At 61.1% G+C, this 14136-nt stretch carries 11 protein-coding genes and 3 pseudogenes; 8 read left to right on the plus strand and 6 right to left on the minus strand.

Going from position 1 to position 14136, the window contains the following annotated elements:
* Nucleotide 1 precedes the first annotated feature (1 nt).
* From A7X77_RS17070 to A7X77_RS17080, 3 genes and pseudogenes are all read left to right on the plus strand, one after another.
* Nucleotides 2-787, plus strand: a complete 786-nt coding sequence (locus tag A7X77_RS17070) for a pyrroline-5-carboxylate reductase (RefSeq protein ID WP_156668121.1) — start codon at nt 2-4, stop codon at nt 785-787.
* An 89-nt stretch (nt 788-876) separates the two neighbouring features.
* Nucleotides 877-1238 (plus strand): annotated as a pseudogene (locus A7X77_RS17075) (DUF5086 family protein).
* 286 nt (nt 1239-1524) lie between these two features.
* Entirely contained in the window at nt 1525-2712 is a 1188-nt protein-coding gene (locus A7X77_RS17080) for a hypothetical protein (RefSeq protein ID WP_064684047.1), read from the plus strand.
* Between the two features lie 89 nt (nt 2713-2801).
* Here the strand turns inward: A7X77_RS17080 and A7X77_RS17085 are convergent.
* Nucleotides 2802-3242: pseudogene (locus tag A7X77_RS17085) on the minus strand (cupin domain-containing protein); the annotation flags it as partial.
* On the opposite strand from A7X77_RS17085, the pseudogene A7X77_RS17090 reads away from it, so the two are divergent.
* A pseudogene (locus tag A7X77_RS17090) lies at nt 3242-4219 on the plus strand (aminotransferase class III-fold pyridoxal phosphate-dependent enzyme); the annotation flags it as partial. The pseudogenes A7X77_RS17085 and A7X77_RS17090 sit on opposite strands and share 1 nt — an antisense overlap.
* An 82-nt stretch (nt 4220-4301) precedes the next feature.
* On the opposite strand, the gene A7X77_RS17095 reads toward A7X77_RS17090, so the two are convergent.
* The 3 genes from A7X77_RS17095 to alr all read right to left on the minus strand — a co-directional run bounded on the left by A7X77_RS17095 (nt 4302) and on the right by alr (nt 7810).
* Nucleotides 4302-5321 (minus strand): helix-turn-helix transcriptional regulator, encoded by a 1020-nt coding sequence (locus tag A7X77_RS17095; RefSeq protein ID WP_064684048.1) that lies wholly within the window; start codon nt 5319-5321, stop codon nt 4302-4304.
* Nucleotides 5322-5389: 68 nt separating this feature from the next.
* Complete coding sequence (locus tag A7X77_RS17100; protein ID WP_064684049.1) at nt 5390-6646, minus strand: D-amino acid dehydrogenase; 1257 nt, start codon at nt 6644-6646, stop codon at nt 5390-5392.
* Nucleotides 6647-6676: 30 nt separating this feature from the next.
* On the minus strand, nt 6677-7810 hold the full coding sequence (gene alr, locus A7X77_RS17105; RefSeq protein WP_064684050.1) for an alanine racemase: 1134 nt from the start codon (nt 7808-7810) through the stop codon (nt 6677-6679).
* A gap of 125 nt (nt 7811-7935) precedes the next feature.
* On the opposite strand from alr, the gene A7X77_RS17110 reads away from it, so the two are divergent.
* Complete coding sequence (locus A7X77_RS17110; RefSeq protein WP_064684051.1) at nt 7936-8400, plus strand: Lrp/AsnC family transcriptional regulator; 465 nt, start codon at nt 7936-7938, stop codon at nt 8398-8400.
* Nucleotides 8401-8415: 15 nt separating this feature from the next.
* Here A7X77_RS17110 and A7X77_RS17115 read toward each other — a convergent pair whose 3' ends face one another.
* Nucleotides 8416-9141 (minus strand): helix-turn-helix transcriptional regulator, encoded by a 726-nt coding sequence (locus tag A7X77_RS17115; protein ID WP_064684052.1) that lies wholly within the window; start codon nt 9139-9141, stop codon nt 8416-8418.
* Nucleotides 9142-9298: 157 nt separating this feature from the next.
* Complete coding sequence (locus A7X77_RS17120) at nt 9299-9937, minus strand: acyl-homoserine-lactone synthase (protein ID WP_064684053.1); 639 nt, start codon at nt 9935-9937, stop codon at nt 9299-9301.
* A 174-nt stretch (nt 9938-10111) separates the two neighbouring features.
* On the opposite strand from A7X77_RS17120, the gene A7X77_RS17125 reads away from it, so the two are divergent.
* From A7X77_RS17125 to A7X77_RS17135, 3 genes are all read left to right on the plus strand, one after another.
* Nucleotides 10112-10456 (plus strand): helix-turn-helix domain-containing protein, encoded by a 345-nt coding sequence (locus A7X77_RS17125; RefSeq protein ID WP_064684054.1) that lies wholly within the window; start codon nt 10112-10114, stop codon nt 10454-10456.
* A 263-nt stretch (nt 10457-10719) separates the two neighbouring features.
* Entirely contained in the window at nt 10720-12150 is a 1431-nt protein-coding gene (locus tag A7X77_RS17130) for a glycoside hydrolase family 15 protein (RefSeq protein WP_064684055.1), read from the plus strand.
* 95 nt (nt 12151-12245) lie between these two features.
* A complete protein-coding gene (locus tag A7X77_RS17135; protein WP_064684056.1) occupies nt 12246-14117 on the plus strand; it encodes a GMC oxidoreductase in 1872 nt (623 codons plus the stop codon).
* Nucleotides 14118-14136: the final 19 nt, after the last annotated feature.

Raw genomic sequence — 14136 nt, forward strand, 5'->3', positions numbered from 1 at the left:
CGTGATGATCAACAGCATTGGATTCGTCGGCACCGGCGCGATCACCGAAGCGATGGTTCGCGGGCTTCTGGCCGCACCGGCCTACGCTTCCGAGATCCACGTATCGCCGCGGAGCGCGCACATTGCCGCGACATTGGCCCAGGAGTTCGCCGCCGTCAGGATTGCCGGGGACAACCAGACTGTCGTCGATCGCAGCGACATGGTGTTCCTGGCGATCCGGCCGCAGATCGCCGAGGAGGTCGTACGGGCGCTTTCGTTCAGAACCGGCCAGGTGGTCGTCAGCCTCGTTGCAGCGACCGAGCGCCAGGCTCTTCTCGATTGGATCGGCGCAGACGTGCACCTCGTCCAGGCCATCCCCCTGCCCTTCGTCGCGCAGCGGCAAGGCGTCACCGCCATCCTCCCGCCCGATGCCGCCGTCGCGGCGCTGTTCGATACGCTCGGAACCGCCGTCCAGTGTCAGTCGAAAAAGGAATACGATCTGCTCGCGGCGGCGAGCGCAATGATGTCGACCTATTTCGGCATCATGGAAACCACAGCCGTCTGGCTGGAAAAAAGCGGCCTGGAAAGGCCGAAAGCAAATGCCTATATCGCGCCGCTTTTCGCAAGTCTGGCGCAGAAGGCCAACAGCCCAGGCACTGAGCCGTTCAGCGCGCTGAGCCGCGAATTCGCCACCAAGGGCGGATTGAACGAGCAGGTTCTTTCCGACGTCGACAAGAAGGGCGGCCTTGCTGCGCTGACCGCAGCGCTCGATGGCGTGCTCGCCCGCATCGAGGGCCGCAGCAGCTGAAGCGCGTGCACCCCAGGCGAAAATCCCTTACCGTCCTTTTCACAGTCGCCGCGATTTTGGGCCAGACGATTTCGGCGCGCGCCGAATCGGTGGAGCGACCGACCATCTCCGCCATCATTCTCTCCGTCTCACCTCGGACCGTCCGTTGGGCCACCGTCCACAAGGCTCCCGATCCCGGGGAAGACGATCCCTATTACCACGTCGAGGTGATCGAGAAGGAGCGACGCGCGCCGCCGTGGCAATTCAAGCGGCTAACCACCCATATCGTGGTCACGGCCGATGCGTTGAACAGGAGCCGCTCGCGACAAAAGGCAGGACCTATTTTTACAAGGATATAGAATTCCGGATCGCCTACCAGAACTGGCGCGCGCAGCCTCGCCTACTGCGGCAGGCGGGTGTTTGCAGCACGACCATCCTCGATTGCGTCGGCCTCGCCGACAAGCGTGACTGATTCCGCTCCACCAACGAAAATTCGCGGTTGCAAAAATCGAAAAAATACAATTTAGCTCTGGCGATGAGTCAGAAAACTACTTTTGCTAGAGAAAATATCCCGGCCCGGCCCCCGGCGGCTGGGTGGCCGAATTTCTCCGGCCTGCCGGATCCGGCTGATCCCGATCGCGTCACCCCCAATTAGCTGATCTGACGAACCGTGACGTCCCGGCCGCTCTGCGAGCAGAGCGCGGCGGGGCATATTCCATGAATTTCCCCGCATCTACCTTCAACACAAGGACATCTCCATGAAGCCTATGCGCAATTTCCACCTGATGATGGCAAGCACCGCGTTCCTGACGCTGGCCGGCCCGGCGCTCGCCCTCGACGGCGCGGATATGATGAAGAAGCTCAGCGCCGCAACCAATGCCGGCGGCACGGTCATCACCTTCGAGAAAGCCGAAGTCGACGGCGACATGGTGACAGCAACAGGCGTCCAGGTGGGATTTGCGAACCTGCCCGGCGACACGCTGAAGATCGGCGACCTCACCTTCGAGGGCGTCGAGGAAAAAGAAGGCGGCGCCTATTACGCCAAGACCCTTTCCTTCCCGGATGTCGATATCAGCCAGGAGGGAGGACGCTTTTCCGCCAAGGAGATTCTGTTCACCGGCCTGACGATTCCCGCCAATGCGACCGGCGAGACGCTGGACAATATCCTCCTCTATGAAACCGCCAGCACCGGGCCGATCGCGCTCAACATCAAGGGCAAGGATGTGCTTGCGATCGAAGGTGTCGAGGCAAACATGGGGCGCCAGGACGGCGGTTTTGCCTACGACGCCAACGTCGCCGGCTTCAAGGCCGACCTGTCGCAAGTCGAGGACGCGGCTGCGAAGGAGGCCATCGAGAAGCTCGGACTGACGACGCTCGACGGCACCATGACGATGAAGGGAAGCTGGGAAGTCGAAAGCGGCAAGGTTGTCCTCGACGAATATGCTTTCGATTTCAAGAATGTCGGCCGGCTGAACTTCGCCGTCGACTTCTCCGGTTATACGCTCGGCTTCATCAAGTCGCTGCAGGAGGCGGTCAAGACAGCCGAAGCCAATCCGAACAAGGAAGAGGCCAACCAGGCCGCCGGACTTGCTATGATGGGGCTGATGCAGCAGCTGACGTTCAACAGCGCCTCGATCCGCTTCGACGACGCCTCGATCACCAAAAAGGCGCTCGACTATGCCGGCGCGAAGCAGGGCGTCACGGGCGACGAACTGGCACAATCGCTGAAGGCGCTGGTTCCGATGATGATGGCGCAACTCAACATGCCGGAACTGCAAAACCAGATATCGGCGGCTCTCAACACCTATCTTGACGGGCCGAAGAGCCTGACGATCAGCGCCGCGCCGGAAAAGCCGGTTCCTGTGCCGATGATTGTCGGTGCAGCCATGGGTGCGCCGAACACCATTCCCACGGTGCTCGGCGTCAAGGTATCGGCGAACGACTAAGTCAAGATCAACTGCCGGAGGCGGGTCCTTACCGATCCGCCTTCGGGATCATCTTTCCGAAACCACTGCGCGCATTTTGTGAAATTGCGTTAAAACGTTGGCGGCGTGCAGGCGCTGATAACCTCGCATGGCACCGGTCCGACGCAACGGAACCGATGCGGGCGCCGGCTTTCGAAATAATAAGCGTCGCCCGGTCCAAGGATACGCCGCTCGTCGTCGACCGTGACCTCGAGTCTTCCCGAGAGCACGATCCCGCCCTCCTCCCCTTCGTGAACAAGGGGAATTTTTCCGGTGTCGGCACCCGGCTGGTAGCATTCCTTCAATATCTGCAGGCTGCGCCCGAACAGGGTTTCACCGACTTGCTTGTAGGAAATGGCGCCCTTGCCGATCTCCACCAGCTCCTCCGCGGCGTAAAAGGCCTTTTTCGGACGCTCCGGTTCGAAGGCGAAGAATTCCGCCAGCCCGATCGGAATGCCGTCGAGAATTCGCTTCAGCGCTCCGACCGAAGGGTTGGAGGCATTCGATTCGATCGGAATCGGTCGATACGGCTCTGAAGATAGCCGTCGCCTATCAGCGCGCGATCGGTCAAGGCACGCGCACCCGGATCATCGGCCGCGAAAAGGGCTATCACGGCGTCGGCTTCGGTGGCATTTCCGTCGGCGGTCTCGTCAACAATCGGCGGGTCTTCCCGCAGATCCCAGCCGATCACATGCGCCATACGCTGGATATCGGCCGCAACGCGTTTTCGAAGGGGCTGCCCGCCCATGGCGTCGAACTGGCGGATGATCTCGAGCGCCTGGTGCAGTTGCACGGCGCCGAAACCATCGCAGCCGTCATCGTCGAGCCGATGTCGGGATCGGCCGGTGTTGTCCTGCCGCCGAAGGGTTATCTGGAAAAGCTGCGCGCCACTGCCGACAAGTACGGCATCCTGCTGATTTTTGATGAGGTCATCACCGGCTTCGGCCGTCTCGGCACGCCTTTCGCGGTGGATTACTTCGGCGTCCTACCCGATCTCGTCACCACGGCGAAGGGCCTCACCAACGGCGCCGTTCCCATGGGCGCGGTCTTTGCCAGCTGGAAGGTCTATGACGGTCTGATGGTCGGACCAGAAAATGCGATCGAGCTCTTCCACGGCTATACCTATTCCGGCCATCCGGTCGCCTGCGCCGCCGGGCTCGCAACCCTCGAAATCTATGAGGAAGAAGGGCTGCTGACCCGCGCAGCCGAGCTGGCCGTCTACTGGCAGGACGCCCTCCATTCGCTAGCGGGCCTGCCTGCTGTCGTCGACATCCGCAACCTCGGACTGGTCGGCGCAATCGAACTGGCGCCGCGTGATGGCGCTCCGGGAACACGCGCCTACGACATCTTCGTCGACTGTTTCAACAAGGGACTGCTGATCCGCGTCACCGGCGACATCATCGCGCTGTCTCCACCGCTGATCATCGAGAAGGACCAGATCGACACGCTCGTCTCGACGCTTGCCGATGCCCTCAAGCGTGCAGCCTAGATCTGCATCCAGCGCACACCCCGTCGGCGACCGGACGCCCGGTCCGTCGCCGAGGGAACCATCCGGCACGCCGAGGCGGAGTTCAACCCTTCAGCGTCTGCGACGGCAGTTCACCGAAACGTTTCTTGTATTCGGCGGCGAAACGCCCGAGATGGGTAAATCCCCATCTGAGCGCGATATCGGCGACGGCCTGCTTCGGAGCGGATTCGAGCAGGTCGCGACGGGCAGCGACCATTCGGATTTCATGGAGGTAGGCGATCGGAGTGGTACTCCTGAACTGCCGGAAACCTTGCTGCAAAGTCCGAATGCTGACCTTGGCTGCCGTCGCGATCTCGCTGAGCGAGATCGGTTCGGCGATGTGAGCATGCATGAAATCGATGGCCCATTTCACATGGCGCGGAGCCGGCGCCGGTGCAGGAAGCGTCAGCTCGCTCGAATAGCGATGCGGAAAGGCCTCGATAAGCAGATAGACCGTCGCGTCGCAGAGCGCGCTGACGGCCAGCGGCGACTCCTGCAGCAGCCCGCCCCCGCCAAGTCCGCGATGCAGGTTCGTAACGAGTTGTTGCAACAACAGCCCCGGGCCGGCCGTCAGATCGATATGGGGATGAAAATCGGCGTCACCGGTGATCGTTCGTTCGAACATTTGCGTGAGGTGCCGGTTGATTCTCGCCTGATCGACGAACAAGCCGAGATGGCGGCGACGGCTTAGCAGGCGGGCGCCGGTGGCGCGACCTGCTCCCAGAATGGCGCCGCGACCGGGAACCGAATAGATCGGCTCCTGCCCGGAATTGAAGACCGCATCTCCCTCCACCGGCAGGAATATGATCACTTTGCTGGTCGGCGCCTCCCGCCTGAGCGAGATCGCGCCATCATAGGCGCAATCGGCTATGGCCAGATCTCCCGCCGAGACGAAGTTGCAGCGATACGCGATGGAGGCATTGGCTTGCGCCGCAGCCTTGATCGGAGAGGTCGAGGTCGACAATATTTCCGAGAGGGCATCCGGGTCCGTTCCGCTGTATGCCGTTTCCGAAAAGATCGGGCTCTGCGCCGCCGGATGGTGGAGGAAGCCGCCAGCGGCAGGCACATCGGAATTAACGGACATTCACGACCTCGAATTGGAGAAATCGATTCCCGTAGATAAATACTTCTCTTTTTGCGTTATGTGGAACTTCAGGCGTAGCGGCTGACCGCAAGATCCCGCGCGTCGATCTCAGGAGTACGGGCACCGACGAGATCGCTGATAAGCCTTGCCGAACCGGTGCTCATTGTCCAGCCAAGGGTGCCGTGACCGGTATTGAGGAAGAGGCCGACGATCTTCGTCGGGCCGATGACCGGCGTGCCATCCGGTGTCATCGGGCGCAGGCCCGACCAGAAGGAGGCCTTGGATACATCGCCGCCGGGAAAGAGATCGGTGACGGAATGCTCCAGGGTGCTGCGGCGGGCGAGGCCGAGATCGTTGGTGTAGCCTGAGATTTCAGCCATGCCGCCGACGCGGATGCGGTCGCCGAGCCGGGTGATGGCGATCTTGTAGGTTTCGTCCATGACCGTCGATTCCGGCGCGCGGGAGGTGTCGGTGATCGGGACGGTGAGCGAATAGCCCTTGACCGGATAGACCGGCAGGCTGATGCCGAACGGCTTGAGCAGCAGCGGCGAATAGCTGCCGAGCGCAACCACCACCGCGTCAGCGCTCATCCGTTCGCGATCGCGATCGGTGATGACCCCGCGCACCCGGCCGGCTTCCACGTCCAGCGCCTTGATCGTCGTGCCGTAGGCGAAGCGGACGCCGAGCGCTTCGGCTTTGGCGGCCAGCGCGTTGGTGAATTTGAAACAGTCGCCGGTCTCGTCCTTCGGCGTTAAAAGGCCGCCGACGATCTTGTCGCGCACGTGCCTCAGCGCCGGTTCGACACGAATGCAGCCGTCCTGGTCCAGCACCTCATAGGGGATGCCGTCGGCAGCCAGCGCCTTGACGTCCTTGGCCGAGGCCTCGAGCTGCTGCTGCGTGCGGAACAGCTGCAGGGTTCCCTGCATGCGTTCGTCGTAGGCGATGCCGGTTTCGGTGCGAAGCTCGGCGAGCGCGATGCGGCTGTAATCGGCAAGGCGCAGCATGCGGCTCTTGTTGATCGCATAGCGCTCGGAGGTGCAGTTGGACAGCATCCTCGTCATCCAGGCGAGCATGGCCATGTCGAATTTCGGGCGCAGGATGAGCGGCGCATGTTTCATGAACAGCCATTTCATGGCCTTGGCAGGAATGCCGGGGGCGGCCCAGGGCGAGCAATAACCGAAGGAGACCTCGCCGGCATTGGCAAAGCTCGTCTCCAGCGCCGGCCCGGATTGCCGGTCGACGACGGTAACCTCATGACCGGATTTGGCCAGCTGATAGGCGGATGTGACGCCGACGATGCCGGCACCGAGAACGATGACTTTCATGATTTCCTCAAGAACAAAGCCGGCCGGCTCTCAGCAATAGTGCCTGTCGTAACGATCGCCCAAACCGGTTAGTATTTCGTAAGATATCGTTCCGGCGTCGCCAGCCACGTCTTCGAGCGTCTGGTTGGGGCCAAGCACTTCGACAAGGCTGCCGAGGCTCAGCGCCCCTTCGGGCAAGGCCGTGATATCGACGGTCGCGCTATCCATCGACACGCGCCCGACGATCGGCAGACGGATGCCCTTGTGATAAACGGCGCCGCAGTCGCCGAGACTGCGCGGCAGGCCGTCGGCGTAGCCGGCGGCAATGGTGGCAAGGCGGGTTTCGCTGCGCGTCACATGCGCGCCGCCGTAACCGATCTTGGTGCCTGGAGGTACGGTGCGCGTCTGCACGACGGCCACATCCAGCCTGACGACCGGTTCCATTGGGTTCTTGCCGCCGGCATTCGGTGCGCCGCCATAAAGGGCGATGCCCGGGCGGGCGAGCACGCCATGATAGGCATAGCCGAGAAAGACGCCGCCGGAATTGGCGAAGGAGATGTCGAAGCCAGGAAATTCATCGGCAATGCGCGCCATCTCGGCAATCTGTTCGCCGTTCTGGCTGCTGCCCGTCTCGTCGGCGCAGGCCAGGTGACTCATAATGAACAGGATTTCGACATTGGCGCCGTCGCGGATGGCTGCTGCCAATTCGGCTCGCTCGTCCTCGGGAAAACCGAGCCGCGACATGCCGGTGTCAAACTGCAGAACGGCCGGCAGGCTGCGCTTCAGCCGACGCGCCATCGCCGACCATTGCCGCCACTGCGCGAGCGAATTGAGAACCGGAACGATGCCGCTTTCGGCGCAGGCGAGCTCGTTGCCGGGCTGCAAGCCGTTCAGCACGAATATCTGCGCACCCTTAGCAAGGGCCGGCCGCAGCCTGACGGCCTCGACGAACTGGGCGACGAAGAAATGCCTGCAGCCCTGATCGTAGAGCGCTTGGGCGACCGGTTCGGCGCCGAGGCCATAAGCGTCGGCCTTGACGACGGCGCCCGCGCGAACCGGCGCCAGCATCGATGCAAGCTTCGAATAATTGCGGCCGAGCGCCGCAAGATCGATCGTCAGATAGCCCGTGGCTCCCGGCGTGATCGTGGCTGTGTGTGTGCGGGAAACCAAAATATCGCTATCCATGTCCACCCCATCTCGATATCAGCAGCTTATGAAATAATGAGCGAAATTGCCGGCGATTCTGTCGTTGATTATTGCGCGGATTGGATATTATTTGCATAATCAGCCAAGATGTGAAGGAAACCGTCATGCCCGCCCTCGACACGGTCGACCGCAGTATCCTCAGGCTGTTGCGTCTTGACGCGCGTATGAGCAACGCCAAGCTCGCCGCCGAGATCGGTCTTTCGCCGTCGGCCTGTCTCAGACGCATCAAGATCATGGAAAAATCAGGCGTCATCCGTGGCTATACGGCGCTGGTTGACACCGGCAACGCCGATGAGATGATCGCCGTGATCATCAACATTACCCTCGAGCGGCAGACGGAGGACCATCTCGACCGTTTCGAGGCGGCGGTCCGCCGGCATCCCGAGATCCGCGAATGTTTTTTGATGACCGGCGGCTCCGACTACCTGTTACGCGTCGAGGTTGCCAGTGCGGGCGAGTTCGAACGGATCCACAAGGAGATCCTGTCGACTCTGCCCGGCGTCCTCAGGATCCATTCCAGCTTCTCGATCCGCAACGTTCTGGCGACGCGCACGCGGGGCAGGCGCTGAACAGCGATCCCACGCTCATATCAATTCAAGCGCCGTGGCCTTGGCGACCGCTTCGCTCGTCGTGGCGACAGTCAGCTTCCGGCGTGCCGAGGCGAGATAGAGCTGCACAGCACTCACGGAAATGGACAGGCGGGCACAGATCTGCTTTGCCATTAGGCCGCCGGCCGTCATTTCAAGACATTGCAGTTCGCGGCGCGACAATTGCGGAAAATCCGCAATCTCTCTCATGCCCGACAGCACCATGGCCCTGTCATGGAGATGGTGGGCGAGAAACTGGAGGTCGCGCATGCTGTCCATGCGGAACTGCCGCCAGTAGGCATCGGGATGATTGGAGGTCACGGTAAACAGCGATCTCTCCCCCTGAGGTCCCCGCACCGGCAGGGTAACGCCTTGCCGGCCGACACCGAAGGCCATCGCCTCCTTGAAGAAGCCATAGGCTCGGCCTGAATCCCATTTTGATGCGGACCATTCCACGGGCAGGAAGCCGCGCCGGCCGAGGCGCACGACGGGGTCGATGCTGAAGTAGTCGCGGTCACGATATTGTTTCACCCACTCGGGCGGGTAGGTCAGCATCAGCAATGGATTGCTGTCCGCCATCCCCGAGGAGCGGGTCACATGCAGAACCATGTGCGATATCGCATAGATGTGGCGGACTTCGTCCAGCGTCGTTTCCAGATCCTGCAACGTCGGCGCTGCGGAGATCCGGTCCAGACAGTAGAAAAAACGAGAACTGCTCAGCATGAGATGGACTCGTGGTTGCGTGATTTCATAACTGCTCGCAATGGTAACATTTCGCGGCAGCCGAGGACAGCATATTTTTAGCAACCATGGCGCGACATGAAGAACAGGTTAAAGACCGACGAGACCTATCCCATGCCGGGCGGGACAGCGACTGCGCTTACCGCATGCCGCCATCGACAAGGGTTTCGGCAGGATAGCGAGAGGCTTGCTCCAGAAGTCGGGACAGGTTGGCCCGAAGTGTCCGACAATTCTCCGCCGTCACATCCCATAGTCCGACATACAGCTTGCCGATCTCGGGCCGGGATCGGGCAAGCGGCGTCGGCGTCCAGCCGATCCTGCGGTATACGGCGACCATCGCGACGTCATAGACGCCGACAATGCTCTCGATACCGGTGTCGAGCGCAAGATCGCAAAGCCCTGAGAGCAGCTCCGTGGCGACTGCGCGCGATTGCTCCATGTGTCCGGAATGCGGATGAAGGCAAAAGCGGGTACATTCCCAGCTCGTCGGGCTATCGACGTCGATAGGCTGATCGAAGAAATGCCGGAACTCGCTTTTGAGCATTGTCGCTCCCGTGGTCGGCAGCAGGCGCAGCGAACCGGTCAGCGTGCCGGAAGGTCGTTGCGTGACGAGATAGACGGGATCTTCGGCCTCGTCGTAACGGTCCCTCTCCCATTGATCCCGGACATCGACCTGCCATCCCAGCCGATCGCGAAAAACGGCGGCGCGAGCCCGAAACATCTCATCGAAAGCACGTCGATCGGTCTCGAGCATGTCTTTGGTGAGTATCCGCAACATATCCGTCCCTCCTGACGTGCTGACGTTTCACAACAGGAGGCCGAGCGGGAGCAATCTGGATATTTCACCAGGTTGACCGGTGCTTGGCTTTGCCGTCCCCTTCCATAAGAAGTTTCTGATATTCGTCGATCGGAAGCTCTTGGTAATTTGACGCAACAACGGGGAGGATTGTTGATGACCCACGACATGGCGCGCGGCAGACGTATTCGAGAGGCGATATCCCGCGGCAAGTTCCGGAAAGTTCACGCCCTGGCGGCCGAACTGGACGTGTCCGTCGCCGCCGTCTCACGCTGGCAGAATGGCGGACATACCTCGCTGGAAAGCGCCTGCGCGCTCGCCGACCTGCTGGATGTCTCCCTCGACTGGCTGCTGCTCGGGCGCGGCACGATGGACTGGCATAGGAACAGCGGGATCTCCGCCACGGAATTGCAAATGGTACTGGCGTTGCGCAACCGGTCTGCGGCAACACGCTCCAATCTCGTCGGGCTGGTCGAATCCATCCCGCCGGAGCACCCGTAACGCCAAGCGCAATTCTCTGGGATTTTTTGATCTGAGATCAACACGTTTAGGTTGATAAAAAGCAGATCGTCGACGATCTTTCTAGTTAAAGGTTCAGCGGCGGCGAGGGGCGGGGCGGCGGGCGACCGGCCACCTTGCCCCTCGCCACAGAAACCTTGTGTTCACTCTCAACGCCCATTCGGCCGCAATATTTCTCCCATCCGGGTCCGGAGTATTTTCTCGATCTGGTGCCGGCAAGTCTCAACCGATTTTGGAGTCAGTCAATGACAGTTGCGCTTTGGAGTCAGTCAATGACGGGTGCGAACCCGGCCCATATCGGCGCCAATGCGCCTACAGTCAAACCGAGGCCTGCCTTCGCGCAGACCGATCTGGTCGCATTGTCGCGCTATTTTTCTCTTCTGATGATGCGCAACATCACCAGCGATGGCTATGTCATCGAGGATCCCAAATCGCCCGGCGTCTTCTCTGCCCCCGGCTGCGTCATCGCCGCACCCTCCTATCCAGCCAACACGCCTGGGGTCGACCAGGACTATGTTTTCAACTGGGTCCGCGACGGGGCCATCACGGCAATCGAGATCGCGCTTGCCGGCTTGCTGCCTGTTCCGGGCGGAGTTTTGCCGAGCCTTGTCGACTACGTGAACTTCGCCGCGCTCTGCCAGGCGAACGCGAAGAATTCCGACACCGTCACACTTGGTCACGCCTGCTTCACCATCACCGGCGAGGTTCGTCCGTGGTCGGAGCAGAATGATGGGCCGGCCATTCAGTCGATCGCGATCCTCACCCTGTTCGATCAGCTGGATGGCGCCACGCAGACGATCGCCAAACAACTGGTCCAGGCCAACCTCGCTTATCTTCTCGAAGTTTACCAGAACAAGACCACAAATCTCTGGGAGGAATATGAAGGCTATTCGTTTTTCGCCAGAGCCGTACAGCTGCGCTTTTTCCGGGAAATTTCCACAAACACGATCGGTATTGCGGTGCCTGCCGGGGTGGCCGATGCCATCTCCTGGCTGGAAAGCCAGCTGGCCGCCCACTGGAACGGGCAGCTCTATGTGAGCATTCTGGATGCCGCGGAGCAAGCCGGTTATGACGCGAACATCGATATCGTCTCTTCGGTCTGCTATGGCGGGATCGAGCCGACCGATACCAAGCTTCTGGCAACGGCGGCCATCCTGCGGCGCCAGTGGGCCGATCCTTCGTCGTCGAACTATTACCCGGTCAATGGCGCCGACGCGGCCAAAGGGCTCGGACCACTCTTCGGGCGTTATCCAGGCGACCATTACGATGGCGATGTGGCGGCTCCAGTGGTCGGCGGGCATCCCTGGGCTCTGTGCACCGCCAACTTCGCCGAGTTTCAATATCGGCTTGCCAATGCCATCGAGGCCAGCGGCGTCATCCCCCTCGATCAGTTCTCCGAACCCTTCTTCACGGAACTGGGACTTGGCGCATCCAGCAGCGCCGCGGAAGCGTCGGCTGCCCTGCGGGCTTCCTCTGACGCCATGCTGCGCGCCATCGTCTATCACAGCGATCACTATGAGCTGAGCGAACAGTTCGATGGTACCGTCGGCTACGAGAAGAGCGTCCGGAATCTGACCTGGAGCTATGCCTCCTTTCTCTCCGCAGTCAGAGCTCGCTCTGCCGCCGCCCCGGCCGCCAAGTCCAAACCCCGAAGCTCCCGCGGCCCGAGACCATGACGAGCTCAGGCCATCCGGCCTGAAATCTCGATTGAGTCCAGAACGCATGATCCGCAAAGCCCGATGCGGCTTTCCGGGAATAATGGAGGACCAAAGTGCTGTTTCCCCTCGAATCGGCGATAAGAACCGATGCCAAGACCGTCGCAGAGTCTGATGATTACGATATCGTGATCGTCGGCAGCGGCATTTCCGGAGCCATCATTGCCAAGCAGGCTGCGGAAGCGGGCAAACGTGTGCTTATCCTTGAAGCCGGAACCGGTTCCAATGTCACTCTGTCAGGCTATGACAATCTGCTGACGACTTTCTATTCGGCAGCCTCCAAGGACAACCAGTCGCCCTTTCCGCTGAATGCGAATGCGGCCATACCCCGCAGCCCGCAGCTTCGCAAGCTGCAGGCGGGGGAAACCGATAGCTCGAACTATATCGTTCAATCCGGCCCTTATGTCAGTGATACGGTATATACCCGTATTTTCGGCGGAACGACCATGCACTGGGAGGCGAAAACGCCCCGCCTGCTTCGCTCCGATTTCAAGACGCGCACCATTTTCGGCCACGGGCTGGACTGGCCGCTGAGCTTTGAGGAAGTCGAGGAGGATTACCGCCTGGCCGAGCGGGAAATCGGCGTATCGGCGAATGTCGAAGATCAGCAATATCTCGGGCAGACCTTCCCGGACGACTATGTCTTTCCCATGCGCGGCCTGCCGCTTTCCTATCTGGATCAGCAGGTCAACAAAGGCATCGAAGGCACCAGTGTCGAACTTTACGACAAGACCTATCCCCTGAAGGTCAGGCCCTATCCGCAGGGGCGCAACGGCATACCCAACCCGGCCTATGACGGTGGGAGGGGCTACCGTCCAATCGGTGCCGTTGATACGCATCAGGTCGAAGAGGGCGGCCGGTGCCAGGGCAACACCAACTGCGTACCGCTCTGTCCCGTGCAAGCGCGCTACCACTCCGGCAAAACGCTTGCCAAGGCGTTCGCGGCAAACGGGAAGGGCGGCGAGCGGCTTGTCGAACTGCTGCCGCAGGCGGTCGCTTCGAAGGTCAACATCGATCCGGATAGCGGGAAAGTCCGTTCTCTCGAGGTGAAGATTTACAAGGACCCGGCCTCACCGGCTCACGAGACCATCACCGTCAAGGGCAAGGTTTTCGTGCTTGCGGCAGGCGCCATCGAAACCGCGCGTCTTATGCTGGCCTCCGGCCTGCGCAGCACCAGCGGTCTTGTCGGACGCAATCTGATGGACCACGCCTACCTGCTGAATTGGGCGCTGATGCCTGAGATCTGCGGCACGATGCGCGGAACCAGTTCGACGGGCGGTATCGTCGACCTGCGGGACGGCCCCTTCCGGGAAAAGCAGGCCGCCTTCGCCATCGATATCCATAACGACGGCTGGGGTTGGGCCACGGGTGCGCCGACCTCCGACCTTCTGGAACTGGTGGATGATCGCAACCTCTACGGGACCGATCTTCGGCGCGGCATGGTCGACCAGGTTTCGCGGCAGTTGCTGCTGGCGTTCATGATCGAGGTCATGCCCGTCGACAGCAACCGCATCACGGTGGATCCGCAATATACCGATGCTCTGGGCAACATGCGGCCCATCCTGTCCTTCACGGTTCCGGAATATACCATGAAGGGCGCCGCCTATGGCCGCCAGTTTGCGCGCACCGTCTTTGCGCGCCTGGGCGCGCAGGACCATACCCATTACGACCCCAGCGATTACGGCTATGTGGCCTATGAGGGACAAGGCTATGCGATCCGCGGCGGCAATCACCTAGCCGGCACCCATATCATGGGCACGACGAAGACCAATTCCGTCGTGGACAAAAACCAGCGCAGCTGGGACCACGAAAATCTCTATCTCGTGGGCGGCGGCAGCATGCCGACGATCGGCACGGCCAATGTCACCTTGACGCTGGCCGCCATGTGCTTCCGAAGCGGTCGCGACATTCTGAAGTCTCTGCATTAACCGAAGACCGGCATCCGCT

The organism is Rhizobium bangladeshense (assembly GCF_001662075.1).
Taxonomy (GTDB): domain Bacteria; phylum Pseudomonadota; class Alphaproteobacteria; order Rhizobiales; family Rhizobiaceae; genus Rhizobium; species Rhizobium bangladeshense_B.